This is a genomic window from Enterococcus sp. 2STP, assembly GCF_032465635.1.
In the GTDB taxonomy this organism is placed as follows: domain Bacteria; phylum Bacillota; class Bacilli; order Lactobacillales; family Enterococcaceae; genus Enterococcus_B; species Enterococcus_B lactis.
On sequence record NZ_JAWDJH010000025.1, the window covers coordinates 66131 to 90902 of the forward strand.

Consider the following 24772-nt stretch of genomic DNA (forward strand, 5'->3'; position numbering starts at 1 on the left):
AGGAGAATACTCATGTACTTTACGATTGCAGGCAATACCAAAAAAGATAAAGAGTTAATAAAAAAAGCAACGAAAGAAGTAGGAAAGCGGATTTCTTTTTTACCAAAAACAATGAAATATTCTGTCATTGAAACGGAAGAACAACTACATGTGTTAGGGAAAGTACTGGAACAAGAAAGTCAATCTTCTGTTAAGTTGACTCTCACGTTACATGACACAGAAGGAAAAATAGAGAAAGCTGGTACAGAATACGTTTTTGGACCGCTGGATTATCAAATTTCAGAAGGTTTCTATCCTACATTGATGGATTTGATCCGCCTTGATGTGTTTAAGGAAACGGATGAAACCATGAGTGTGGAAGAGTCTTATCGAAATGAAAAATTGCTACAAGTGTTAGAAGAAGAGCTAGAGAGCGACCAAAGAAAAGTGAATCAAGTGAGTGAAGTCGAAGTAAACGAAGAAGTTCCATGGGAACGCCCAATCTTTCCAAAGGATGAATCAAAAGAAAAAGAGACAGACAATGTTGACGAACAAGCTGATATTCCGACTCAGAAATCGATATTTGAGGAAGAGAACGAGGTAATGGATCAATTGGATGGAGATCCCTTTGAAGAAACAATGGAAGAGACGACCGAAGTAGAGATTGATCCAGTCGAAGCGAATGAAGAGCCAACATGGACTGAAGGGGATTCTCAGGAATATATTGAACCACTTATCAGTGAAGAGGTAGAGAAAAACGAATCTGAGATACAAAAGGCAACTGTATTTGATTATATTTTGGATCAATATCCGCCAGAGCATGAATGGATGAAAGAAAAAAATCAATTATTTTTAAATGAGCTTTATTCGAAATATCAATTACCCCAAACCTATCAAGCTTTTTTAGAGAGTAAAGAAGAATTAATTTCACAGGGGAAAGGCACACTTTTAGAACAGTTAGAGTCTGTCCAATCAACAAATTGGCATGAGCTTGCACAAGAAGATCTATTAGCCACCTTTGAAGAACGCCAACAGGAAACAGATCAAGAAATTAATGAGTATGCGGCGGAACAGTCTTCCAATTGGGAGAAAGCAAAAGAGGAACTAAATAAAGAAGAACAGCAAGTGATTGAAGAAGAAGTACAAAAAATCAAAGAGCGGTACGAAAAGAAACGCGACAATGCTTATTCCTTGTGTGTAGAAAAGATCAACAATTTTACTCAGACGAATCAAGAAGCGTTATCAAAAGAAAAAGAAAACTTGTTAAAAGAACGCATAAGAGAACGAAAAGAAGAATTTTATCGAGGTTTGCGTACAGACAAGCTAAAGATTAGCAAAGAATTAAATGAGCAACTGAATAAACTGTATCAAATAACGGCTGAAGCTCTCATGGAAAAACACGAACAGATCCAGCAAGAATTACAAACACAAATTCCAAAATGGAAAAAAGAGTACGAAATTCAACAACAAGAATTGAAAGAACAAGAAGAAAAACAACGGCAAGAAGAAAAAGAGCGCGAACAATTAGAACTAAAAAAACGTGAGCAGGATCTTGCGGAACAAAAAATGGTGATAGAAAAACAACGATTAGAGCAAGAAAAGGAAAAAGAAGCAGCTGCTCGTAAGGAACGTCAAGAACAAATGGATACATTGCGACAAGCACAGTTAAATTATCTAGCACAACCTCAACCAATGCCTTCAGTAGCTGCTGTTCAAACGCCAATGAACAACCAAACAAATCTAACTCCTTCCCCACAGCGTTCCTTTAACGGATGGATGGTGGGATGTATTGCAAGTTTAAGCTTGCTTCTAGGTGGAGGGACAGTATTTGCTTTTAATCATATCAATCAATCTTCACAGGCTGATTCTGTAGCCACAACGGAGTCAATCAAGGAAGAAGCCCAGGAACAAGCAAGAAAAGAGTATGAACAACAATTAGAAGAATTGTTGAATCGTACCAATCAGTCAACAACAGAGCCAAGTATGGAAAACAGTAAAGAGAGTGATTCTAATAAGACCAAAGAAGGATCAAGCGATTCAACTGTACAATCAAACTCTTCCGAAAGTTCAGAATCAAATGAGGTGAAATAATGCGGATTCGAGAAACAACGAAACGAAAAGACAAGCCTTTTAATTTAGAAAAAAAGAAATATCTATCACATTTTTATCGCTATGCACCAGCAGGTGAAAGATTACCAGGTAAGCATGATAAGCGAGTCAAACAAAAACTAATGTATAGCGGTTTAGTCTATCTCCCTTTAGATTATTTAGTGACAAGAATACCTGAAGCTTTCAGTCGATTTGAAATCATTCAAGGAAGCTTACAAGGAGTGAATCTGTTTCAATTACAGGAAATGCCACAGGTCTTTCATTTTGATTCAGCTGGTTTTTGGAATCCTTTGACCCCAGCAACGAGTTTAGGTACACGCTTAGTTGTTTCTACGATTTGTGTTGTTCCAGCTGTCCTTATGGGCTTGAAAATGGACATGTGGTTTCGTCCGCTAGCGGATGGACAAAAAGGGGATAATCGGTTAATGACACTAAAAGAGATTCAACAAATCTATCCTCAAATACCAGACGCGAAAGGTACTTTCCCTGGATATGGTGGCATTCCTATCACTCACTATAAAAAATATTGGTATATCCAAACAGATACCGTTAATACTTGTATTGTTGGTACTTCTCGATCAGGGAAAGGACAAATTGAAGTATTAGCAACTATTGATAATTTGTCTCGTGCAGAAAAACAAAGTTCAATGGTTGTCAATGATCCTAAAAATGAGTTGTATGTAGCCAGCAAAGACGAATTAGAAGTCAGAGGCTATGATGTTTATGCTTATAATCTAACTGAACCGTTACAGTCAATGAGTGATAATCCTTTGGCTTTAATTGTGAAATATTGGCAACGAGGAGACGTGGATACCGCTACGCAACTAGCAAATACATTTACAAATACGATTTATTATGATGCCAATGCTTCAGATAACAAATACTTTAACGAAAACGCGCAGAAAGCTGTCAATGCGCTTATTTTTGCGTTGTTAGAACAAGCCGATCAAACAGGAGATTACTCCAAATTAACACCCAATAATCTTGTTGAGCTTCTTTCTGAAATTGGCGGTTTTAATTATCAAGATCCTACTAATGAATTTAAGCAACTCAATGCTTTAGATGAATTTATGAATCAGTTACCACCTGGAAATCTAGCGAAAAAACAATATGGGGCAACAAAAATTGGTTCTGATAAAGCAAAAGGCAATATTCTATCAACAGCGATCACAGGATTGAATCCATTTACCCTAACAAAAATTGCGAAAATGACTTCTCAATCAACCATTGATTATAAATCGGTTGGTTTTCCCAAATATTTGGATTTGAAATTACATGAAAGTCTTTTAAATCAACGAATCGTAGTGGAATTTTATCATAAAGGAAAGAAATTTCATGAAGAACGAGTAAAAGTTGGTTATCGAGGTTTTTGTGAAATCAACTTTGATTGTCATTTAGAGCAGGGGGATCAAGTTTGTTTAAAGTATGATCACCAAAGAAAAGAATATGTTGCTTGGTATGAATTTTCTCAAAGAGAATTGAGGGACGAAGAGGGTAATATCGTTTATCGAAAAAAAAGGGGAGAAACCCATTTGCCAGAATGGGAAAAAGAAGCGGTTCTCACACAAGATGAAAGTAAAAGTACCTTACTAGTAGAGTCTATTCGGATGCACTATACCGACAAGCCAATGGCTATTTTTATGCTTACACCTGATTATGATCCATCTAACCACATCGTAGTTAGTATCTTTCTGAGCCAGTTATATAAAGAGTTATCCACGCAATGTGTTAAGACCAAAGGTGATAAATGTCACCGAAGAATTCATTTCATTTTAGATGAATTTGGGAATATGCCAGCGATGGATAACATGGAAGGAATCATGACAGTTACGGCAGGTCGTAATATGTTATGGGATCTATTTATTCAATCATATAAACAACTACGTGCGAAGTATGGGGAAGATAATGCAGATATTATCAAAGAAAATTGTCAAACACATGTATATATTATGTCTACAGACGATAACACCATTGAAGAATTCTCTAAAAAAGTAGGAAATAAAACGGTTGAACAAGAAAATAGTACTGTAAATTCTTTAGGTATGAATACACATATCAATCGTAATGTTGATTCAGATCGTATCTTAACTCCTGAAAGAATTTCTACTTTTTTAGAAGGAGAAACGATTGTACTTGCGCCATTGAAACGGCGAGATCTAAAAGGGAATAAGATAAGGCCGTATCCAATTTTTAATTCTGAAAAATCCAATAGTCCTTATGCTTATCAATATCTTGAAGATTTCGATACCTTAGGTCGAACCATTCATGATATTGATATTTATTGTACTCACGCAGATCTCGATTTGAAGTCCTTACAGATTGATTATGATTATTTCTTACCAGATGAAGATGCTAGAGATCTCTATCATGGACTGCATGAACAATTGGGAGAAAAAATCGAAGAAAACATGTTCTATAAAATTGTTCAATCTCTTGAAAATGAGACAGCCCAAAAATTATTAATTCAATTTTACGAAGAACAAGCAACGGATCGTCTTCAAGAATATGTTGAAAAGTTGATCAAAAATGAAGAAATTTCTGAAATGATTGGGAAACGATTGTTATTGGAATCTGAAAAGGTGGTGAAAGAATGATCATTGGAGGAATTTTTTCTGGCATAGCCGACTGGTGGTCAGGTTTATTTGGAGAAGGGGATGCAGACCCCAAAACCGTAACAAAAGTCTTACAAGATTATGGTAATTATCTGCAGTATCAAGATGTATTCAGTTGGATTTGTAATACTTTTTTATGGGGATTGATCAAAGGGTTATATAATCTCAATACTTTACTAGAAAAAACTATTTATCAAAGCTTTGATTTAAAAGACTTATTGAACGCTGCTGGTGTTAATGAACTGTTTCAAAGTTTGATTAGTAAGGTATTGGCCCTTTTTTGTGTCGTCACATTAATTTATTTAGGCTTGAAATTTTTTATGAGTAAACACCCACCAAAAGTCAAAAATATCTTGGTTAATTTATTTATGGCCATGATCTTGATTTTTGGTGGTAGTTCTTTAATCGATGAAGGGTTAAATATCAGTAAAAACTTTTATGGAGACGTCACTGCAGCAAATAAAGCAGATAAAACGGGTTCACCTGCTTTTCAAATTATTCAAAATAATGTGATCGATGTAAGTACATTACTAGCAACTGACCCGAATAAAGTAGAATCCTTGCCAACAGACAAAAGAAATGCTTTAACAGCGAAAAATTTTAAAACAGCGAATATCAATGGGATTATTACTCCTGATCAAGCCGCTGAAATGGCGGATAGTGATAAAAGTGGATTGTCAGATTTACAAAAGGATCGGTTAAGAGCGTTACAATACCGACTGGAACTAGATGATAATGGAAAAGAAATCCCTGTTAAAATTAATGATGAAGGCTTAGCAAAATATGTATATACTTCAGGGTATCGTCGATACATTAGTAGTCCAGGGATTATTTTAGCTGGTGAATCTTCTTTGGCGGTGGCCTATTTATTTATCCTATTTACGATCGTTACTTGCATTATTGAGCTGGTATTTAAAAAATTCTATTTAGTGATTGCCGCGTCAACGGACTTTGAGACAGGCCAACGGATGAAAAGTGCTATAGAAGATATTTCTCAATCCTTCCTGTTATTGGCGTTTACGATTTTAGAATTACGAATCTACACATTAATGCTTTCAGGTATCGGTGATTTGCATGCGGCAGGAAAGATCAATGGATTCTTGTATGTTGTTGGTTTAATTGTACTAACCATTGCGCTATTCAAAGGCTCTCAATCAGTTACGAAGATTTTCGGTGTTGATACGAGTCTGAAAAACGGCAGCAATTCTCTTCTTAGCATGTTTGCCTTAGGAAATATTGCGAAAAATGTAGGCAGCGGGGCTAAAAACCTTGCAAGTGCTGGTAAGAGTGGCTTAAGCAATTTAAATGATATTCGTAAAAATGGATTTGGCAGTCGAAAAGATGTTACTCCTGATAACGGGGAAGAACAACCAGACGATAAAGCGCCAACTGTGCCAAATAGTAAAAAGACAGTTTCGGAAATGTTTGGGAAAGCGAAGAATGGTGTTTCTAAAGCCGCAGAAGGTCTTGGTTACGTCAATGAACGTGGGTTAAAAGGAACAGCTGAAGATCTTACAGAAAAAGCCAAAGACACCTTAGAAGAGAAATTAGACGGCACGAGAGCCAAAGAATTTGCTGAAGCTGTGAAGAATCCATCCGAAGCACTAGAAAAACAAAAAGAAAAAGCTTCAGAAGTCAAAGAAGGGCTAAAAGATGCGTATGGTGAAGGACAAGTCAATGCAGCAGTGAAGGCAAATACAACAAGTGAAAAAGAAAATCAAGAAGGTGCAGCGATTTCTTCAGCCAAAGATCACCAAGATGGATCGCATTCTAACGAAAATTCAGAAGAAGAACAAAATGGTCAATTACCAAAAACAGATCCAGAACAATATCGTTATAAATCTAACATTAATTCTGAAAATGAAAAGCGCATTTCAGATTTACCAAAACGAAATCAAGAAGTACAAACGGATGATGATTCCATCGATCTGCCAAATGATAATGGAATCGAAGTTGGAACTGAAAAATCAACGAAAATTGGTTTACCTAAGACACAAAATTTACCAATGAAAGATAGTCGTTTGAATCAATTCAAGGAGAATGATCAAAGTTTTGTTCATCAATCAACTGCAGGTAATGTTCAAATGAAACCAAGTCGTTTGCCTGAAAATGGAAATCTGACAACTGTTTCTTACAATTTATCTGAAAGTGGGGAGACAGGGAATGCGTCCGTTCAAAATGTTGTGACAAGAGAAGCTGCACCACAACCTATTCAAAAAGTTCACACGGGTTACAAGCCAGCAAATGTGGCATTTACTGCACCAACAAAAATAAATGTGACACGAGAAACTAAAAACAGGAACAATGAATTGAAAGAACAATTATTGAAGGATATCAAACCATAAAAGGCCTACGAGTTAGGCCTTTTTTCTATGTATGAAAAGGAGAAATCGTTTATGGATAAATATATTAACATGAAAAATCCTCCAAGATTTAGTGGGGAATGGAAGTTTTTCGCCTTTTTATTTTTAGATCTATTAACGCTGGGTGGTTGCTTTTTTTGGGCGAAAATAGTCAATAATCTTGTCCACTTACCACTCTTTTTTGCACTCTTGAATTATGGCTTATGGATTGCGATAGCTCTAGTGATTGTTTGGCGACCCTATAATAACCCAGGTCAACGCCAGATTTTTGCGATTATCGAGTCTATTTTTTTTACGGACAAGAACCATTATCATGCGTTAGATCCTAACCGAAATTATCATGGTACGTATAAGGAGGATGAATAAATGCGAGTCAAAGGTCAAAATTCAGTTGACAGAAAATCCATTTTGCAGTTTGGAAAACCAGAAGAACGCTCTATCTTGGACTTATTTCCTTATAAATCCTGTACAGAAGAGGGAGTCTTAATTACTAAAGAAGATCATTTTCAACGTTATTATCGTGTAGTTTCTACAGATGTGGAAGGATTAAATGAACAAGAGAAACTGGAACGAATGAATCAGTTAACCACCGTCATGCGTACGTATGTGCCAACAATTAAGTTAGTTAGTTTGACCACAGAGACGGATCTAACGGAACAAATCGTACAAAAGCGGCAGTTATTAGATAAGAATCGTATGGAACAATCCTTAGGAAGAAATCTACAGCGATTAAGAAAATATGAAAAGAAATTAGTAGAGGAAATCCAGGAATTGAAACGAGCAGAACAAGAACGTCCTGACTTAAGCTTCTTTTTCATCATTGAAGGAAAGACAATCAAGGATTTACAAACCAGAAACCGTCAGTTAATGCGATCTAGTGGCATTTTAGGGTTAAAACCACTCTACAAAAAAGAATTGATCAAGATTCTTTATCGAATGAACAATATGAATGATGAGTAGGAATGGAGAAGAGAGAATGAAATATCCGTTGATATGGTTAGAAAAAGATGTTCCGAAGGAAGAGATCACTAGAAAATTTCCTCACACTTTAAGCCTGGGTAAGTTGGGAAAAGGGCAATCTTTTAACCAAGTAGAGAATCAAAAAAGAAGAGGTGACTGTACATGTTAGAAGCGATTAAAACAGCTTTTTCACCACAAAATGATCAAAAAGTACTTGATCCATTAAAGCAACTAGGAAATCGGGAAATAGAAATTTTAAAATCCAAAGGATATGATTTAGATTTTTTAAAACAAGTGTTGCCACAAGGTGGATTAAATTTCGATGAAGAGTATGTAACCTATGGAAATGGTTATTCACGGTGTGTGACAGTTTATCACTACACAAAAAATCCTGCTCTTTTTTGGTTGGCCAATCTCATGAACAATCCTCATACAGTGGCCACACTAGATGTTAGCACAGATGAAAAGCAAAAAGTGATTGATCAAATCAATCGTGCCTTAGATGAATTAAATGATCGATCAGATAACGAACGAAAAGCGACTGACCGAAATAAAAGCGCAGAAGAATACCTGGAACTAGCAGAATATGCTCGAAAATTGACTTCTAATGGTGAAATTTCTAAGCAAGTCAAAGTGAGAGTACATGTTTACGGAAACACGATTCAAGAAGTAGATGAACGAGCGCAGGAACTGATCGAAAATCTCAAAGGAATGGATTATCGTGCGGTGACTTATCTGCATAAAACCAAACGAGATTGGCAATCGATGTTTACCATGTTTGATGAACAAGCTGAATGGTTCGGAAATATCAAAGGGCAATCACTACCATCGTTAAACATTGGCGGAGGTTTCCCGTTCCACCACCAAACGCTAAAAGATCCAGGAGGCACACAATATGGGGAAACCATGACAGGCGGCCCATTTGTCTGGAATGCAACGTATAAAAATAGTGTACGGTTGTCTACTAATACCTTGCTTCTAGGAATGATGGGAGCTGGTAAATCGACCGTTCTTAAAATGATCGCGGAAGCCCATTTAGCTGCAGGAGACTTTATTTGGGGCTTTGAAAAGGGAAAAGACTTTATTCCTTTCTTAAAGGAATATAACGGTATTATGGTGCGTTTAGACGGATCTGACGGGATGATCAATCCTTTAGAGATATTTGCCACACGGACGTATGATGAAGCATCCAGGTTATATGACGATGGATCAGTCAAAGATTTGAAGATCAATGAAGCAGCGTCCTATCAAACGCACTTAGACAAAGTAGTCTATCAGGTACAGTTAGTGAGTCCTCAGCTAAAAGGAACGATGAAAGCAGAATTTAAGACCTACTTAAATCGTTTTTATGAAGAGTATGGAACAGTACCACGCGGCTTTACTTCCTCAAATTCGCGTTTAAATACTGATACGCAAGTCACAGGTAAAGATCCAGAAGCTTATCCGACGTTCAAAGAATTTTTAGACTTTTTAGGACAACTGGAATTACCAGGTGCTTCCCAAGAGAAAAAGAATCGAAAAGAAGAAATGGAATCCATCGTAGAATCCTTATGTGAGACGTACGGCATGATTTTTGATGGTCATAGTACGATTCGACACCTTGACCAACAACAGTTGGTCTTTTTTGACATTGACTCTATTACAGGCTTAGATCGAGGGGTACAACAATGTCAAATGTACATGGCTATGACGTTGATTTGGAATCAGGCATTGATTCAAGGAAGAAGACAACGACGTTTAATTAAAGAAAAACAAATGGAAGAACAAGACTTCAAACGCTTCTTGGCGATGATTGATGAGTGCCATAATGCGATTAATCCAGATTTTATTGAAACGGTAAATTATGTCACAAACTTTCAACGAGAAATGCGTAAAGTAGAAGCAATGACTGTTTTAGCTACACAATCCCCCCCAAGAAATGGTGCCAGAAAATATGTCTTCTGATAACTTCTCGAAACTGAAGAAAGTCTTTGAATTTTCTTCTACGAAGATTTTTATGCGTATGGATGAATCTATTTTACGTCATATAGAAGGATTAGTTGGTAAATCAATGACGAACTCAGAACTAGAATCCATTCCTCAACAAAATCAAGGAGACGCTGTGATCAATTTTGGCTCAAAAGAAACCATTCGTGTTCATTTTAGTCCGAACAAACGTCAATTAAAATTGTTTGATGGAGGAAAATAATGGAAAACCAAAATGAAAGTTTAATCAAGCAGTATGTTAAGCGTCGTGTAAAGCGACGCTTATTTTTGTGGTTGTTTGGTACTTCTGCAGGTTTGATAACTATTTTGATCACGGTGTTCGTGACCCTATTTTTAATACTTGCGGCGGGTTCGATTGATAATTCTGATTCAGATTCAAGTAGTGGTGGCGAAGCTTTTACAGGAGAATATTCGGAAGGATTACCCATTTATAAAGAAATCAAAGGAAGAGGTCCTTTTTCTGATGAGATTGCGCAATATGCTGTAGGTGCAGCAGTGAAGTATAAATTATTACCAAGTGTGATCCTTTCGCAATACGGTTATGAATCAGCGTTTGGTACGTCGGCGTCTGCAAGAAATGATCTCAATTATTTTGGGATTACTTGGTTCGATGGCTGTTTATTTCCAAAAGGAACTGCGCGTGGAATTGGTGGCATTGAAGGTGGCTGGTACATGAAGTTTCCCAACTCAAAAGCTGCCTTCTCATATTACGGATTTATGGTAGCCACACAATCAAATTTTAATGCTTGTGTAGGAAATAAAAGCCCTGGCGCAAGCTTATTGATCTTAGGACGAGGCGGTTATGCCGCTGCAGGAATTACTGAAGATAGTCCGTATTATACAGGGTGTATGTCAATTATCACTTCTAATAAATTAACCGAATATGATGAATTCGCGAAGAAACATTGGGGTGAAGGTGGTAATGATAATGGCACAATTACTGGTGAATGGACGAATCTATTCCCTGGCAGCAGTTTAGATAAAAGTTCCTTTAGCGGTGGGCAATTATTTGGAACGAATCCAGGGGGAGAGTTCCGACCAAATGGTTTCCATGACGGATTAGATTTTGGTTCAGTTGATCATCCAGGAAGTGAGATTCATGCGGTTCATGGCGGAAAAGTCGTGTACGTTGGCAATCCTGGTATTTCAGGTTTGGGCGCGTGTGTGATCGTGATTAATTACGATGGCTTGAATATGGTGTATCAAGAATTTGCAAATAGTACAGGAAATTCTCGTGTGAAAGTAGGCGATCAAGTGAAAGTTGGTCAAGTAATCGGGATACGAGATACAGCACACTTGCATTTAGGCTTCACTCGCATGGATTGGCGTCAAGCACAAGGACACGCATTCACAGATGATGGTACATGGATCGATCCATTACCATTTTTGAATAGCAGCAAAAAATAGATCAGGAGAAAAAATATGGAAAATAAAACTTTAAAAATCGTCTTAACAGCTGCAATTAGCGTTAGTTTAATCGGCAATATCGCGTTGTTTTGGCAGCTGAAAGAGGAACAAGCGACAAATACCTATAAAATTGAAGAAGTGGCTAAAAACGCGTCTGAGAAGCTCAAAAAAAATTCCTCTGAGGCACAGGCGAAGATCGACAAGTTAAATCAAACCATCAATGAGAAAAACCAAGAAATCGATCAGCTGAAGCAACAAGATGGCACAAAAGCAAAAGAGGAAGTAACTGAAGCACAAAGAAAGACGGCAGAAGAGTTTGGTAAATTGGCCATTGATAAATCATTAAGTAAAAATGAATTAACGGAAAAACTAAAAGATGTAGCAACCCAAGAAGTGATCGACAAATTAAGTCCTGCAGACGATGATCACCAACATGATGATTACGGAAGTTACTCCTTTACATTAGGTGACGTGCAAACTTACGCTCAAACAAGCAGTGTAAAAGAGGAACAAAATTTTGTCGTATTTGTTGATTATATAATCTGCAATCCTCAATTCAAAGATGTCAAACCGCAAAAAATAAAAGGTGGATTAACTGTCACTGAAAAACAAGTAGATGGTCAATGGAAAGTCACAGACTTTAGTCATTTCACTCGTTAGGAGGAAGAAAATGAGTAAGAAAAAAGGAGCAAGACAACGTTTCAAAAAACGGAAAAGTTATCTTAGATGGCTGGGAATCTTTATGATTCTCGGCTTTTTAATTCTTGCTAGTCCGATTTATACGCATAAGAAGGTAGACATACCAGATGAGGTAAGCACGAACGCATTTTTAAACACGAAGGAACTGACGATGGTTTCAAAAGAAAAAGGAGCGAACCAGCAATTAGTTTTTGAATTTGCGATCGACGATGAAGATCAAAGCTTATTAAAAGAACTGGCTAATCTTAATTATCGCGTAGAAGTAAAGACAGCTAAAGGGGATTATCAAGCAATAAAAGCCAAAGTGATTAAGGTGTCTGATGATTATTTTGCAGTGAAGCTATCGCATGTACCAGAAGAATATATTGCTATGCGATTAACCATTATTCCTGAAAAAATTGATCCAAAGGTGGATATGCAAGAACCGCAAGATCTGATTTTTTATATTCACGAAGATAAGGTCAAAGATCACGTGAAAGACGAAGATTATGAACAACATTCGATCAATTACAAAGTGAAAGGATACAAGAAAGAACAAAAAGCAGCACAAAAACAAATTGAATCTTTCCAAGCAACCATAGATTTGAATGAAGAATTAGTGAAGAAATTAAAAGATCAGTTGCCTTATCAAGTCGCAGATGATCAGGAAAATACTGAAAATAAGATTAATGGTTACCAGCAAGAAATTGAAACATCGAAAACGCAAATGAAAGATCAAGAAGAGATCATTCAAAAACTTCAAGAAAAAATTGATCGTATGACAAAAGAAAATATTTAGTAGAACAGGTGGAGTGAAAGAAATGAAGCGAGCGAACTTGGTCGGCAAAGATATTTTCGCTGAGCAGAAAGTATTGATTAAAGCCTATCTCAAAGTTGTAAAAGTCAAAGATGTATGTCAAGAAGTGAATTTGTCTAACACGACAATATCTGAACTGAAAAATGGTAGAAAGAATTTAGACACATTAAAATTGAGATCTTTTGAATCTCTATATATAGCTGCTAAAAAATATTTTACAGCTGATAATAAATAAAAAATTAAGGTGGGTTCTATGTGAAAAAAACGTATCAAAAGTTTTTATGGATTAGCTATATCGCCCTATTTATCGTTGGGTTTCTCGTCAGTGTGTCCGTGATCGTCGGAACGCTTTTTCTTTTGTTCTCTGACGAAGATCTGTTACTTAAGGGGTTAATGAGTACGTTATCGTGTGTCATGTTACTTTATTTATGTATACAGCTCAACGAAATTATGTCCCCTCATTGGCAAGAAAAGAAGAAAGAATTTAAGGAAGAAATCGAAATAAAATCCAATGACTGGATCGAACACACATGGCTTCCTTTGAAAAGAAATAGCAAACGAAAGGAATTTTGGGCATTGCAATTATGGCCAATAGGAAAACTTTTTATTTATATGGCTTCACTTATGGTTACTTTAATCGGCTATTTGGTGGTGGTCTATGGGGTGGCCTATTACTTGTTAAGTGAGCCAAAACAGATCGCGGCGTCAAATATTTTCACGGCAGTAATGACATTAATGTGTGTCATGTGCTTTTCTATTTTTAATTACTTACTCGTCCAATTTATCAGGCAAAATTTAACAATGAGTAAACTTTTCAAAAGTTTATTGGACTTACTTATCTTAGGCAGTATGTTAACGACTCTAACAGATCGGTTCGAACAATCTGGAAAAACGGTAGAGGGGATAAAGAACTTCTTAACGACGATTGATCAATTTATAAATGGATATATGTATTTGTTTGAAGTAGGCTTTATTCTCACTTTGTTTGGTTGTGTATTTATAAAACTCATTAAAAGATCAATCGAAAAAGAAATGGTTATTGATCTGATTCCGACGCTGAGCGGCTATGAGTATTACGTTGATTTTGGAAAGTATGAGGAGTTGATCCATACGGATATCGTTCACACGAGTATCCATGAAGTAACCGTTAAGGGCATCAGATCTACTTTAAAAGATGGACAGGAGACGAAAACAATCGACCGAAGAAAAGAGGTCTACAATTTTTATGAAGTTGAAGCAAGTCTACGATATGGCATTGGGAAATTGAGGTTAGATGGGAGTAATAATCAACAAAACAAACCATATGTTTTAGGAAAAGTGGTGATTTAGAGCTTCCTATGAAAGATGAATAAATAAGGAGAATCTTTTGAAAATGATTCTTCTTTACAGAATTGTGCTTATAGTTGGCACGGAGTTAAAAATCTTAAAGAAGGAGCAGTTATTCAAAGTGAAAGAACATCATAATCAGTTACTATGTAGTAAAACGGGTACGATGAACATTCAATACCGAACAGAATATTTAGAATTAACGAATCAAACTGATTTTTTGTCGATTCGAGAGCAACATAAGCAAGAAAAATTAATGGCTACTTATAGCCAATTGATTGATGAGTGGGAACAATTCAAGGAATCTAAAACATAAAATTCCATTTAAACACCTTATTTTGTAAAGAGCATAAGGAAACGTAATATCACTTTCTTACGAAAGGTGCTAGGTAGGCTGTGCCTACCACGTTTCTAAGGGAAAAATCTGATATCAAAAATTGAGTTTCATGGATAGTCTATGGATAGCAAACAACCATATTATGGATAGCTTATGGATACCATCCATAGACTATCCATAATGTAAAAAGGAGAATCATATGGATATCATTATCAGAGATATTAATACCAAGTACATTAATGAAATTGATAAACGTTGTGAAGAGTTAAGGACAAAAACAGACTCAAAATGGAGCAGAAATGACTACTTAAAATTATTGATTGAAAACGACTTTGAGCGTCCTTTAATGGACTACAAGAAAGATCAATTTGATCGTTTATTGGAAAAATTTACAGATGTTCAGCTGCATAATACAAAAGTTTTGGAAGCATACACGAACGAGGTTAAGAATTTAATTGAAATATTAATCGCGCATTAGGAAGGAGATAATGCTCTATGGTTAAAGCGATAGAAAAGCATATTACATTTTATGAAGCGCACGATGAAGTTTTAAAACATATTATGGAAACTCAACCTACGGTTAAAAACTATTCTGAAGCAATTCGATTTTTATGTATGAATTACGACCCAGAAATTGAAAAGAATAATAATATGACGAATGCAAAGTTGAATGCAATGGGAAAAGAAATTTCTATTTTAACAGAAATGGTTTCAGAGTTTGCGGATATTCATTTGAAAGATACAGGAATATTAATTGGTACTAATTCAACTGTTTATCAAGAAGCAAAAGAACGTGTGGAAGGGAAAATTAAATCCAATCAAACAAAGAAATATTCTCCTAAGATCAAGAAACCAATAAATGAATCTGTTCATGCCAGAGTAGATCCATTTGATCCAACAAAGTTTTTAAAAAGATAAAAATGAAGGAGGATACTAATGACTCAATCGCCTGCAGTGGTTCTCACTTGTCAATTTACTTTGCCGAATAAAAAGTCATTTTCTACTTACATTGACTATATGACCAGGGAACAGGCTCTTGAAGAAATAGAACGACGTACGCCAGAAGAAAAACAAGAATTGCAACGAATAAAAAGTGCATTGAATGATTTCTATATTCCTGAAGGAGAAACTTTTTCCGAGAGTAAAACTGAAAAAGAATTCAGTGAAACGTCGAATGAAGCTCAATCGTTGATGGGAAATGGGATCAACTTTGACAAGTTAGAAGAACAAGATTTTACCAAATATCTTTCTTATATGACACGTCACTATGCGTTAGAACAAAAGAAAGAACTTACACAAAGTGAACAAAAAGAATACAAACACTTGAACCAAGCAATAAAAAAATATCAAACAGAGCCACACAAAAAAGCTTCAGGAAATCTTCCTGGAGTTTTTTCTATGGCTTCAGACGAAGTGAAAGGAAGTGATCTGAAGGAGATCAAGCAAATCTTCCAAAGAGGACAACAAAAAGGTTCAATCATTTATCAAGATGTTGTCTCTCATGATAATTCGTATCTTGAAAAAATAGGATTGTACGATCCCAAAACAGATATTTTAGATGAAGAAGGTTTAAAAGCAGCTGGAAGGAAAATGATGGAGACATTATTCGAGAAAGAGCAACTGAATGAAACAGGCTACTGGATGGCAACGATTCACCGCAATACCAAACATATCCATATTCATTTTGCTGTTGTTGAAAAAGAAAATACGCGTAAACCTTACACTGAAGTTGAAAATGGGGTGAGTTATGTTGTACCGAAAGGAAAGAGAAGGCAAGCAACATTAGACGCAATGAAGACTAATTATGTACATGAGTTAGAACGTTTTTCTTATGAAAAAGACCGAATGATTGTCATGGAGAAACGAAATTTGTTGACGCGGAAAAGTGATTTGCGTAACACCTTAACAAAAGTGGTGAAAGAGCCAGTGCGTTATGATCGACACGCAATGAATTTATTAAATGAAGTATATAAAACCTTACCTAAAAAGCGTTCAGAATGGAATTATGGGGATGAAAATCGAACCAAACTTTCACCATACACAAGAGAGAAACTCGATGATTTAACCCAATATGTTTTAACAAAAGAACCTGGATATCAAGAATATATACAGATTTCAAAAGCATTGAAAGAAGAAGCAAAAAGTCTTTACGGAGAAAGCAAGAGAGAATCAAAGGATGCAGAGAAAAATGCCCTCTTTGATTTAAAAAAGCGCACAGGAAATGCCATCCTAACAGAACTAAAGCGACAGGATAGTCAAATAAAACCGTTAATAGAAGGTGTCGATCAGCTTCAATCTGTTTACAATGAACGAACCTTTCAAACACTTAAACAGTTGCCAACGAATGAATACAAGTATAGTTACGAAGAATTCATGAAACGCAGGAAACAATTCCAACAAAGAGTTGTTACGCAGCGTAGCTTGCGTCAATTAAATCGAACGATTAATGCCCATGAAGAAAAATACCACGCAAGCAAAGCATATGAAGAGCAACAACGAAGAATCCAAATGGAACAAGAAAGACAGTAGGAGGAATAGCAATGAAACAATATTTAGATCAATGGAAAGTTATAGAAGGATCACTAAAAGAAGACCGAATCGAACAACTTCCCGATTGTTTAGAAAAAGAGCATTTGTTCCAGATAAGAGAAATGTTGAGAAACGAACAGTTTGATCCAAATCAATTTTTAGTCGTTGAGTACCCAGCTACTGGTGTGTACTGTTGTAATCATGTGAAGGGTGAAAAATATTTTATCATTCAAGAATATGAGGGCAAGTTAGCGCCTTATTATACTACTTGGGAAATGAATGAAGAGGGGATTAATAACTTCCCGTGTAAAAGCATTGAAGAGTCTATTTCACTCACAGAATGTTAGTTGTTAAGTGAATAAAAGAAGTAAAAGAGTCCTGAACGTAATTGTCCAGGACTCTTTTTTTCAATGAATTGTTTTCCGCCAATTCATTGAGTGGTGCGATTTGCGACTACATTATATCAAAAGAAAGAGAAGGGAGGAAGCAGAAATGGTTCATTCAACGATTGGAGTTGTTGTTGAAAAAAGCAGAGACAATCTCGTTTTTGTGACAGAAATTCAAACGGACAGAGCTTTTGTCGTCACAGACAAAGCGGCAAAAGCTTATCAAAGTGGCGATATTTTAACGTTAAATCTGACTACGAAGACGTTCGTCGATGCGGCAGAAGATTATCCATTTGTTTAGGAGGAAACGGACATGGCAGAAGAAAAAGAACCACTAGACAATAGTCGTTTGGGAAAATCAAAAAGAAAATTAGTACGATTGCAAAATGAATTAAACGAACAAATTGAAAAGATGGTTGAACACCAAAGAAAGACCAACGGTCAACCAATGAACGATAAGAGAAATGGGCATTCTTGGTTTAGGCAACAAGAGCGAATCGAAAATAAAGTGCATAGTCTGAGAGAAGAGATCAAGCAACAAGAAAAACAGGTAGAAAAACTTGAAAGACAAGAAGAGCTAAAGGAAATGGGTTATAACAAGTACGGCGGACTGGATATGACGATTGAGAATATTCCAAGAATCAAAGAAGAAATCGAACGCTTTGAAAAAGGTGAATCGACTTTTTCAGCCGCTACGATCCGAAAATACCAACGGAAATTGGAAACATTAGAACAGCTGAAAGAAAGATCAGAAAAAGGAAAAGAAAACCTTCTTCCTGAAGTACAAGCAATCATTGACAGTGGACGAGTGACGCAATGGAAAAAAAAACCGACCATTTATTTTCTGAAAGGCTATCGAAAAGTCGCTTTAGAACTGAATGAAAACGGGGAATTTGAGGAATCTAAAAAATACCAAGCCACGTCGGAAGAGGAAAAAGCAGCTGTTCGTGAATTACTTGAAGAGGCTGTACCAACTGATTCTTTGAAGGAGAAAGAAAACGATCATTTTTATCGAGTAGAATTCAACGAAAATGATCCAGAAAAAGGATTGAAAAGTTACGGTGGGGAGATCGTAACATTCGAATTGATCGATCAACTCAAAACATTGGATAACCAATACGCCGCAGAAGCAGGTTATTATAAATTCTATTTTGAAGAAGTGAAGAACGGAGAAGTAGTCGATCAGATCCGAATGGATCTAGGGGATGGCGTCAACAGTAATCAACCAATCTATTTAGAGTTAGCAAAATTGTGCGAACAAGTACCTGAGAAGGAACAAAAACAATCGGTCAAAAATGAACCTGTTTCGAAAGAACAAATGCAGTCGAAAGAAACAAAAACAAAACAAAAGGGCTATCAAAAACGAACGGCAGAAGAGATTAAACAAGAAGTTAAATCCCTTTCGCAACAGGCACTGGATGCGGTGAAAAAACATACCCATTCTCCTGAAGACGTCAAAGAACTTTTGAACTTTATGTCTCGTTTTCCAGAACGATCCTTTAGAAATCAGTTACTGATTGAGGAACAATTTCCAGGTGCAACGGCTTGTTTAGGTCGTGCCGCGTTGAAAAAAGAAGGAATCTATATCAAAAAAGGGGAACAAGGGAACAAGATCTTTGTCAGAAAAACGGTCAAAGGATTTTATGAGAAAGGACGTGGCTTTGTTCGAGAAACAGAAGCTACACCAGAAGATAAAAAACGAATCGAAAGTGGTCAAATCGAAGTGATCAAAAAACCTTACTACACGATTGAAAAAGTGTTTGATATCACACAAACTCAGTTAAAACCTGAAGACTATCCGAAAATCTTCCCGAACCGTGTCTTTGATTTTCAATTGGATAAAACAGGGCAGTCAGAACTTCAAGCTGGGATTCAAGCGGTAGCCAACAATATTGGAATTCAAATTCGAGATATGACGGAAAGTGAAGTTTATCAAGGAGAGTTAGGACAAGCACGTGGGGCGTATGTTCGTAACGAATTTACTGGCGAAGAAGAAATCGTCATGAATACTCGAAATACTCCTACGCAGCATTTAGCTACAAGTATTCATGAATTAGCCCATGCAAGAATGCACAAATTTTCAGAATTAGATACCGCAACTAAAGAATTGCAGGCAGAAATGACTTCTTATATTGTGTGCAAACATTTTGGAATGGACACGTCGGAGAAAGCTATTCCTTATATTGCAGCATGGACGAAGAATGGTCAGACGTTGGACGATAAGGAAGCTGCGGAACGTGGGAAAATCATGAATGATGTCAGCCGTGTCGCAAATGAATTCATTCAAACCATTTCTAATGAAATCAATCAATACAGAGAAAGAGAACCAGAGATCCAACCAGCAGAAGTGAAGCAGGAGCATAAAAATACTGTAGAAACGGCAGAACAAAAGAATATTGTTCCTGTTGGTTCACTTTGGATCGACAAGAAAGACGGGAAAGTAATGGAAGAAGATACGGGTCGAACGTTACATTTGAAGGATGCGGCGTTTATTGAAGATCCGCAGCATAATCAAGTAATTTTAAAAGGAAAAAGTTATGGAAAAGAGATCCAAACGGCGTTACCTTCAGAAGAATTTGCGCTAGGAAATCCATTCCGATTTTCACTTGAGACAGTGTCAGAAGTGGCCAAACGAAAAAATGAAATCTATTATGAACAACAATTGTCACAAAAAGAACGCGTATAAAACAAGCAAGAAAGACTATCTGAAAAATGGATAGTCTTTTTTCTTTTGGGAGGTTTGAAAATGACAGAGAAAAAAATGAGTCTCATTGATCGATGCAAACAAATTGATATTGTAGATTTTGCAAGAAATAATGGTTTAGCTGTTGTTAATAAAGGAAATGATTATCGATTAGAGGATCACCTTTCTTTTGTTTTTGAGCGGAAAAAGCAGTATTTTAGCTGGAACAGTCGTAATATTCATGGAGATATTATCGACCTAGCAGATCTATTTTTTGTCGATCCATCAATTACAGATAAAAAAGAACGCTTCAAAGCAGCAACAAACTTTATTCTGAAAAATGAAAATAAACTCGAACGCGTGGAGAATCTTCATTTTGAGACAGAAAAGTACAAAGATCACCCGATTGATTATCAACCACTCACGGAAAAAGGAAGAAGTTATCTGAAGGAAGAACGAAAATTGCCCGATTGGCTGATTGATTATGCAGAAAAAGAAGGATTAATTGCTGAACTAAAGCCGAAACATGAACGGCAAAATTTTTTAGTTGGAGACGACCGTTTAGATCATGCGGTTGCTTTTTTATGGAAAGATTCACAGACAAAAGAGACAGTAGGGGCAAGTTATCAAGGAACGATCGTCGATTTTAATCGTTTCGGTAAACGGGGAACGTATAAACATATTGACAAGAATCCTACGCCAAATCATGGATTTAATTTAAAAATAGGCGATCCGAAGCATTTAAAATTCTTTGAAAGTAGTATTGATCTGTTAAGTTACGCTGCATTGAATCGGGAGAAACTACAAGATGCCTGGTTAGTTTCGATGGACGGGTTAAAACATCATGTAATCAGTCATTACGTTGAAGAGTCGATTTCTGAATTAAGTCGAAAACAAACATTTCCTCAATCGATTGAAGTATGTGTGGACAATGATCGTGCAGGACATATTTTTTATGAAAAAGAACAGCTGAAGGGAATCGTTGATCCTTTTACCAATAAGAAAATTCGTTGTGAGCGAGGAATTCCAAATGATTGGCAAGTACCTAAAGAATACAAAGCTACTTATGAAGCAGTCGCAAAAGAAATGAATGTTGAACCTGAAGCAATTATGGCCATACACAAAACTGAAACTAATTTACAGCTGACAAATCAATTGGTGTCTGCTCATGATGTTCAATCTACGTTTGGAAAGATGTTGGCGAAGGACGAACAAATAGAAACAATTGATTTGAAAGAATCATGTACCACGGTCGCGAAGGAACTGAAAGTATGTGAACGCGCAGATGGAACATACAACTTTGATCGTTTTTATAGTAGAAAAGCCAACATAAAAGACGTTAATGCAGGAATCCTTCTTTCCTATAAAGCAGAACAATACTACAAAGGCTATAAAAAGCATGAACATGAATTTGTACCTGGAGTGAAAAAGGATTGGAATGATCAATTGAAGCATGAGATCCAGCAACAAGAAATCAGAAAGCAAAAACGTGCGATGTTGTTTCAACAAGGCATACAACACGAAAGGGAGTGAAGTCGTCACTATGAAAACCGTCATTTTAGCAGAAAAACCGTCACAAGCGAAGGCTTATGCCGATAGCTTTTTTAAAGCTACCCGAAAAGATGGGTATTTTGAGATCCAAGATCGATTGTTTACAGGAGAAACTGTGATCACGTATGGTTTTGGTCATTTAGTCGAGTTAGATTCGCCCGATATGTACGATGAAAAATGGAAACAATGGGTATTAGAACATTTGCCTATTTTCCCCAATCAATACCACTATCATGTTCCTAAAGATAAGAAAAAGCAGTTTAGTGTCGTCAAACGACAGCTGCAGTCAGCTGATACGATTGTGATCGCGACTGATAGCGATCGTGAAGGGGAGCTGATTGCCTGGTCAATCATTCAACAAGCAGGCGCCAATCAAGGAAAGACCTTTAAAAGACTTTGGATCAACTCCTTAGAAAAAGAAGCCATTTATCAAGGATTCCAACAGTTACGAGACGCAGAAGAGACCTATCCAAAATTTGAAGAAGCACAAGCACGCCAGATCGCCGATTGGTTGATCGGCATGAACGGCAGCCCACTGTATAGTTTACTCTTGCAGCAAAAAGGCATACCAGGAAGCTTTTCCTTAGGCAGAGTCCAAACCCCAACGCTTTACATGATTTATCAATTGCAGGAAAAGATTAGAAACTTCAAGAAAGAACCATATTTTGAAGGAAAAGCCCAAGTAATCACTCAAATTGGCACATTTGATGCGAAGCTTGATCCGAATGAAACCCAAGCGACGCAAGAAGCATTTGAAGCCTATTTAAAAGAAAAGGGGGTTCAATTGGGAAAACAGCCAGGCTTGATTCGCCAAGTTGAAACAGAGAAAAAAAGCGCGGCAAGTCCACGTCTTTTTTCTCTATCTAGCCTTCAGTCTAAAATGAATCAACTCATGAAAGCTAGTGCCAAAGACACTTTGGAAGCCATGCAAGGGTTGTATGAAGGGAAATATCTAAGCTATCCGCGAACGGATACCCCTTATATTACGGAAGGGGAATATGCGTATCTGTTGGATCACTTAGACGAATACAAGGATTTTTTGAGGGCTGAAGAAATTCCAACCCCTATTCATACACCGAATAGTCGGTATGTGAATAATAAGAAAGTCCAGGAACATTACGCGATCATTCCTACAAAAACGGTTATGTCAGCAGCGGCTTTTGAACAATTAAGTCCACTGCAGCAGGCCATTTATGAACAAGTGTTAAAAACAACGGTGGCCATGTTTGCGGAAAAATATACTTATGAAGAAATAACGATCTTGACGCAAGTTCAGCAGCTTCAGTTAAAGGCAATCGGAAAAGTACCGATAGATCTAGGTTGGAAGAAGTTATTTGGCAAAGAGAGCGACGGAAAAGAGAAGGAAGAAGAACCGCTACTTTCTAAAGTGATAAAAGGAGAAACGGTGACGGTAGATCTACAAGTCCTTGAAAAAGAAACCAAGCCACCACAACCTTATACCGAAGGTACGTTGATCACTGCGATGAAAACAGCTGGGAAAACCGTGGATAGTGAAGAAGCGCAATCCATATTGAAAGAAGTAGAAGGAATCGGTACAGAAGCGACACGGGCGAATATTATTGAAACTTTGAAACAAAAGGAATATATCAAGGTAGAGAAAAATAAGCTCGTAGTGACGAATAAAGGGATTTTGCTTTGCCAAGCTGTGGAAAAAGAGCCGCTACTTACGAGCGCCGAAATGACCGCCAAATGGGAAAGCTACTTGTTAAAGATCGGTGAACGAAAAGGAACACAAACCACTTTTCTAGCCAATATCCAAAAATTTGTCTCTCACTTATTGGAAGTCGTACCAGGGCAAATCCAAACCACTGATTTTGGATCGACGTTACAAGAAGTGAAAGCAGCCAGTGAAAAGCAAGAAGCCGCGCGTCATTTAGGAACTTGTCCAAAATGCCAGGAACAAGAAGTCTTACTCTATCAAAAGGTGGCAGCTTGTACGTCTGAAGCCTGTGATTTTAAATGTTGGACAACGATTGCCAAAAAGAAACTAACAGCGACACAGCTGAAGGAGATCATTCAAAAAGGCCGAACAAGCCAACCAGTGAAAGGATTAAAAGGTCAAAAGGGTTCGTTTGAAGCAACGATTGTTCTAAAAGAAAACTTCACAACGAGCTTTGAATTTTCTGAAAAGAAAAAAACGAACTATAAGAAAAGAACACGCCGCACTACAAAATAATGGAGGGGTTATCTTATGCGAAATACAACACACAAACAACAAGAAATCGAAAATCAAAAAGCAAAAATTCGTTCAGAACAAGAGAAATTACGTGCCAAGAAAAGAAGACTGCAGCAATTGAAGAACCAGCAGAGGATTCAAAAAGAAATCGAATTAGATCGATAAAATATTCCTGACTGTTGTATACGTATAAACTTATGTTATACTATATTTATAAGTTTATACGTATACAAAGGAGGGAGAAAATGACAAAAGCAATGGTATATAAGCTACTAGAAGAATTTAATGGAACTTTGGCTTTGAAGGATGCTAAAAAAGCGGGCATTTCTCCTGTTACGATCAAACGTATGGTAGATCGAGGGGAGCTGGATCGAGAGTATCCAGGTTTTTTCACCTTACCTGGTCAATTTCCTGATGAATTGTTTATGGCGCAAAAAAAATATGAACGCGGCATTATTTCGCATATCACCGCGTTGGATTTATATGATTTAACGGATATGATCCCTAGACAGATCGATCTAACCGTACCTTACGGTTATCACGTTTCTGAAAAGGGGTTGAAGGAATTCGCGGTTGAGTTACACTATTCAAAAGCGGAATGGTATGAATTAGGCAAGATCGAAATAAAGAGTCGCTATGGGAATCCTGTTATAGCTTATGATCCAGAAAGAACCTTGTGTGACATTTGGAATCCCTGGTATAACGTTGAGGATGAAATCAAAGTAAAAGCAATCAAAAACTACATGGAGTCGGACAGAAAAAATCTTAGAAAATTGAATGAGTATCGACGAATTTTGCCAACAGATAAAACGATGCGCTCTTATATTATGGCTTTAAATTAAAGGAGAATAC

Annotated in this window: 21 protein-coding genes and 1 pseudogene; all 22 read left to right on the plus strand. The window is 36.8% G+C overall.

All coding sequences use genetic code 11. The features are described from left to right. Positions 1 to 12 precede the first annotated feature (12 nt). The 22 genes and pseudogenes from RWU19_RS11885 (at position 13) to RWU19_RS11990 (ending at position 24762) form a co-directional block, all read left to right on the plus strand. A complete protein-coding gene (locus RWU19_RS11885) occupies positions 13 to 2070 on the plus strand; it encodes a hypothetical protein (RefSeq protein WP_316002534.1) in 2058 nt (685 codons plus the stop codon). Then, a complete protein-coding gene (locus RWU19_RS11890; protein WP_316002535.1) occupies positions 2070 to 4682 on the plus strand; it encodes a VirD4-like conjugal transfer protein, CD1115 family in 2613 nt (870 codons plus the stop codon). Before RWU19_RS11885 ends, RWU19_RS11890 begins: the two co-directional genes overlap by 1 nt. Further along, a complete protein-coding gene (locus RWU19_RS11895) occupies positions 4679 to 7045 on the plus strand; it encodes a pLS20_p028 family conjugation system transmembrane protein (protein WP_316002536.1) in 2367 nt (788 codons plus the stop codon). The genes RWU19_RS11890 and RWU19_RS11895 overlap by 4 nt, the downstream gene beginning before the upstream one ends. Positions 7046 to 7096: 51 nt before the next feature. Continuing rightward, on the plus strand, positions 7097 to 7429 hold the full coding sequence (locus RWU19_RS11900; RefSeq protein ID WP_316002537.1) for a hypothetical protein: 333 nt from the start codon (positions 7097 to 7099) through the stop codon (positions 7427 to 7429). Further along, a complete protein-coding gene (locus tag RWU19_RS11905; RefSeq protein ID WP_086310176.1) occupies positions 7430 to 8023 on the plus strand; it encodes a hypothetical protein in 594 nt (197 codons plus the stop codon). A gap of 162 nt (positions 8024 to 8185) precedes the next feature. Then, a pseudogene (locus tag RWU19_RS11910) lies at positions 8186 to 10211 on the plus strand (VirB4 family type IV secretion system protein). Then, complete coding sequence (locus RWU19_RS11915) at positions 10211 to 11416, plus strand: glucosaminidase domain-containing protein (RefSeq protein ID WP_316002538.1); 1206 nt, start codon at positions 10211 to 10213, stop codon at positions 11414 to 11416. Before RWU19_RS11910 ends, RWU19_RS11915 begins: the two are co-directional and overlap by 1 nt. A gap of 15 nt (positions 11417 to 11431) precedes the next feature. Beyond that, positions 11432 to 12076, plus strand: coding sequence for a hypothetical protein (locus RWU19_RS11920; RefSeq protein WP_316002539.1), 645 nt, complete (start codon positions 11432 to 11434; stop codon positions 12074 to 12076). A 10-nt stretch (positions 12077 to 12086) separates the two neighbouring features. Continuing rightward, positions 12087 to 12893, plus strand: a complete 807-nt coding sequence (locus RWU19_RS11925; RefSeq protein WP_316002540.1) for a hypothetical protein — start codon at positions 12087 to 12089, stop codon at positions 12891 to 12893. Positions 12894 to 12915: 22 nt separating this feature from the next. Continuing rightward, a complete protein-coding gene (locus RWU19_RS11930) occupies positions 12916 to 13146 on the plus strand; it encodes a hypothetical protein (RefSeq protein WP_002297493.1) in 231 nt (76 codons plus the stop codon). A 20-nt stretch (positions 13147 to 13166) separates the two neighbouring features. After that, entirely contained in the window at positions 13167 to 14240 is a 1074-nt protein-coding gene (locus RWU19_RS11935) for a hypothetical protein (protein ID WP_316002541.1), read from the plus strand. Positions 14241 to 14283: 43 nt separating this feature from the next. Then, positions 14284 to 14553 carry a hypothetical protein gene (locus tag RWU19_RS11940; protein WP_316002542.1) on the plus strand — a complete coding sequence of 90 codons (270 nt, stop codon included), beginning with the start codon at positions 14284 to 14286 and terminating at the stop codon, positions 14551 to 14553. 220 nt (positions 14554 to 14773) lie between these two features. Next, positions 14774 to 15052 (plus strand): hypothetical protein, encoded by a 279-nt coding sequence (locus tag RWU19_RS11945; RefSeq protein WP_181915541.1) that lies wholly within the window; start codon positions 14774 to 14776, stop codon positions 15050 to 15052. Positions 15053 to 15069: 17 nt separating this feature from the next. After that, positions 15070 to 15492: a hypothetical protein gene (locus RWU19_RS11950; RefSeq protein WP_316002543.1), complete on the plus strand. Its 423-nt coding sequence runs from the start codon at positions 15070 to 15072 to the stop codon at positions 15490 to 15492. Between the two features lie 18 nt (positions 15493 to 15510). Then, positions 15511 to 17103, plus strand: coding sequence for a MobP2 family relaxase (gene mobP2, locus RWU19_RS11955; RefSeq protein ID WP_316002544.1), 1593 nt, complete (start codon positions 15511 to 15513; stop codon positions 17101 to 17103). Positions 17104 to 17114: 11 nt separating this feature from the next. Beyond that, positions 17115 to 17450: a hypothetical protein gene (locus tag RWU19_RS11960; protein ID WP_316002545.1), complete on the plus strand. Its 336-nt coding sequence runs from the start codon at positions 17115 to 17117 to the stop codon at positions 17448 to 17450. A 145-nt stretch (positions 17451 to 17595) separates the two neighbouring features. After that, positions 17596 to 17790 (plus strand): hypothetical protein, encoded by a 195-nt coding sequence (locus tag RWU19_RS11965; RefSeq protein WP_316002546.1) that lies wholly within the window; start codon positions 17596 to 17598, stop codon positions 17788 to 17790. A gap of 12 nt (positions 17791 to 17802) precedes the next feature. Further along, complete coding sequence (locus RWU19_RS11970) at positions 17803 to 20175, plus strand: ArdC-like ssDNA-binding domain-containing protein (RefSeq protein ID WP_316002547.1); 2373 nt, start codon at positions 17803 to 17805, stop codon at positions 20173 to 20175. Between the two features lie 60 nt (positions 20176 to 20235). Beyond that, positions 20236 to 21705 carry a toprim domain-containing protein gene (locus tag RWU19_RS11975; RefSeq protein WP_316002548.1) on the plus strand — a complete coding sequence of 490 codons (1470 nt, stop codon included), beginning with the start codon at positions 20236 to 20238 and terminating at the stop codon, positions 21703 to 21705. Positions 21706 to 21715: 10 nt separating this feature from the next. After that, the gene (topB, locus tag RWU19_RS11980; protein WP_316002549.1) at positions 21716 to 23920 is read left to right on the plus strand and encodes a DNA topoisomerase III; all 2205 of its coding nucleotides are present in this window, start codon (positions 21716 to 21718) and stop codon (positions 23918 to 23920) included. Positions 23921 to 23935: 15 nt separating this feature from the next. Beyond that, positions 23936 to 24085: a hypothetical protein gene (locus RWU19_RS11985; protein ID WP_002359413.1), complete on the plus strand. Its 150-nt coding sequence runs from the start codon at positions 23936 to 23938 to the stop codon at positions 24083 to 24085. Between the two features lie 80 nt (positions 24086 to 24165). Then, complete coding sequence (locus RWU19_RS11990; RefSeq protein WP_002293530.1) at positions 24166 to 24762, plus strand: type IV toxin-antitoxin system AbiEi family antitoxin domain-containing protein; 597 nt, start codon at positions 24166 to 24168, stop codon at positions 24760 to 24762. Positions 24763 to 24772 lie beyond the last annotated feature (10 nt).

Coding starts and splice junctions, on each gene's coding strand:
- topB (WP_316002549.1), top strand. CDS start 21,716: ATGAAAACCGTCATTTTAGCAGAAAAACCGTCACAAGCGAAGGCTTAT.
- RWU19_RS11975 (WP_316002548.1), top strand. CDS start 20,236: ATGACAGAGAAAAAAATGAGTCTCATTGATCGATGCAAACAAATTGAT.
- RWU19_RS11885 (WP_316002534.1), top strand. CDS start 13: ATGTACTTTACGATTGCAGGCAATACCAAAAAAGATAAAGAGTTAATA.
- RWU19_RS11985 (WP_002359413.1), top strand. CDS start 23,936: ATGCGAAATACAACACACAAACAACAAGAAATCGAAAATCAAAAAGCA.
- RWU19_RS11920 (WP_316002539.1), top strand. CDS start 11,432: ATGGAAAATAAAACTTTAAAAATCGTCTTAACAGCTGCAATTAGCGTT.
- RWU19_RS11890 (WP_316002535.1), top strand. CDS start 2,070: ATGCGGATTCGAGAAACAACGAAACGAAAAGACAAGCCTTTTAATTTA.
- RWU19_RS11895 (WP_316002536.1), top strand. CDS start 4,679: ATGATCATTGGAGGAATTTTTTCTGGCATAGCCGACTGGTGGTCAGGT.
- RWU19_RS11960 (WP_316002545.1), top strand. CDS start 17,115: ATGAAACAATATTTAGATCAATGGAAAGTTATAGAAGGATCACTAAAA.
- mobP2 (WP_316002544.1), top strand. CDS start 15,511: ATGACTCAATCGCCTGCAGTGGTTCTCACTTGTCAATTTACTTTGCCG.
- RWU19_RS11945 (WP_181915541.1), top strand. CDS start 14,774: ATGGATATCATTATCAGAGATATTAATACCAAGTACATTAATGAAATT.
- RWU19_RS11915 (WP_316002538.1), top strand. CDS start 10,211: ATGGAAAACCAAAATGAAAGTTTAATCAAGCAGTATGTTAAGCGTCGT.
- RWU19_RS11950 (WP_316002543.1), top strand. CDS start 15,070: ATGGTTAAAGCGATAGAAAAGCATATTACATTTTATGAAGCGCACGAT.
- RWU19_RS11900 (WP_316002537.1), top strand. CDS start 7,097: ATGGATAAATATATTAACATGAAAAATCCTCCAAGATTTAGTGGGGAA.
- RWU19_RS11925 (WP_316002540.1), top strand. CDS start 12,087: ATGAGTAAGAAAAAAGGAGCAAGACAACGTTTCAAAAAACGGAAAAGT.
- RWU19_RS11930 (WP_002297493.1), top strand. CDS start 12,916: ATGAAGCGAGCGAACTTGGTCGGCAAAGATATTTTCGCTGAGCAGAAA.
- RWU19_RS11990 (WP_002293530.1), top strand. CDS start 24,166: ATGACAAAAGCAATGGTATATAAGCTACTAGAAGAATTTAATGGAACT.
- RWU19_RS11970 (WP_316002547.1), top strand. CDS start 17,803: ATGGCAGAAGAAAAAGAACCACTAGACAATAGTCGTTTGGGAAAATCA.
- RWU19_RS11965 (WP_316002546.1), top strand. CDS start 17,596: ATGGTTCATTCAACGATTGGAGTTGTTGTTGAAAAAAGCAGAGACAAT.
- RWU19_RS11905 (WP_086310176.1), top strand. CDS start 7,430: ATGCGAGTCAAAGGTCAAAATTCAGTTGACAGAAAATCCATTTTGCAG.
- RWU19_RS11940 (WP_316002542.1), top strand. CDS start 14,284: ATGATTCTTCTTTACAGAATTGTGCTTATAGTTGGCACGGAGTTAAAA.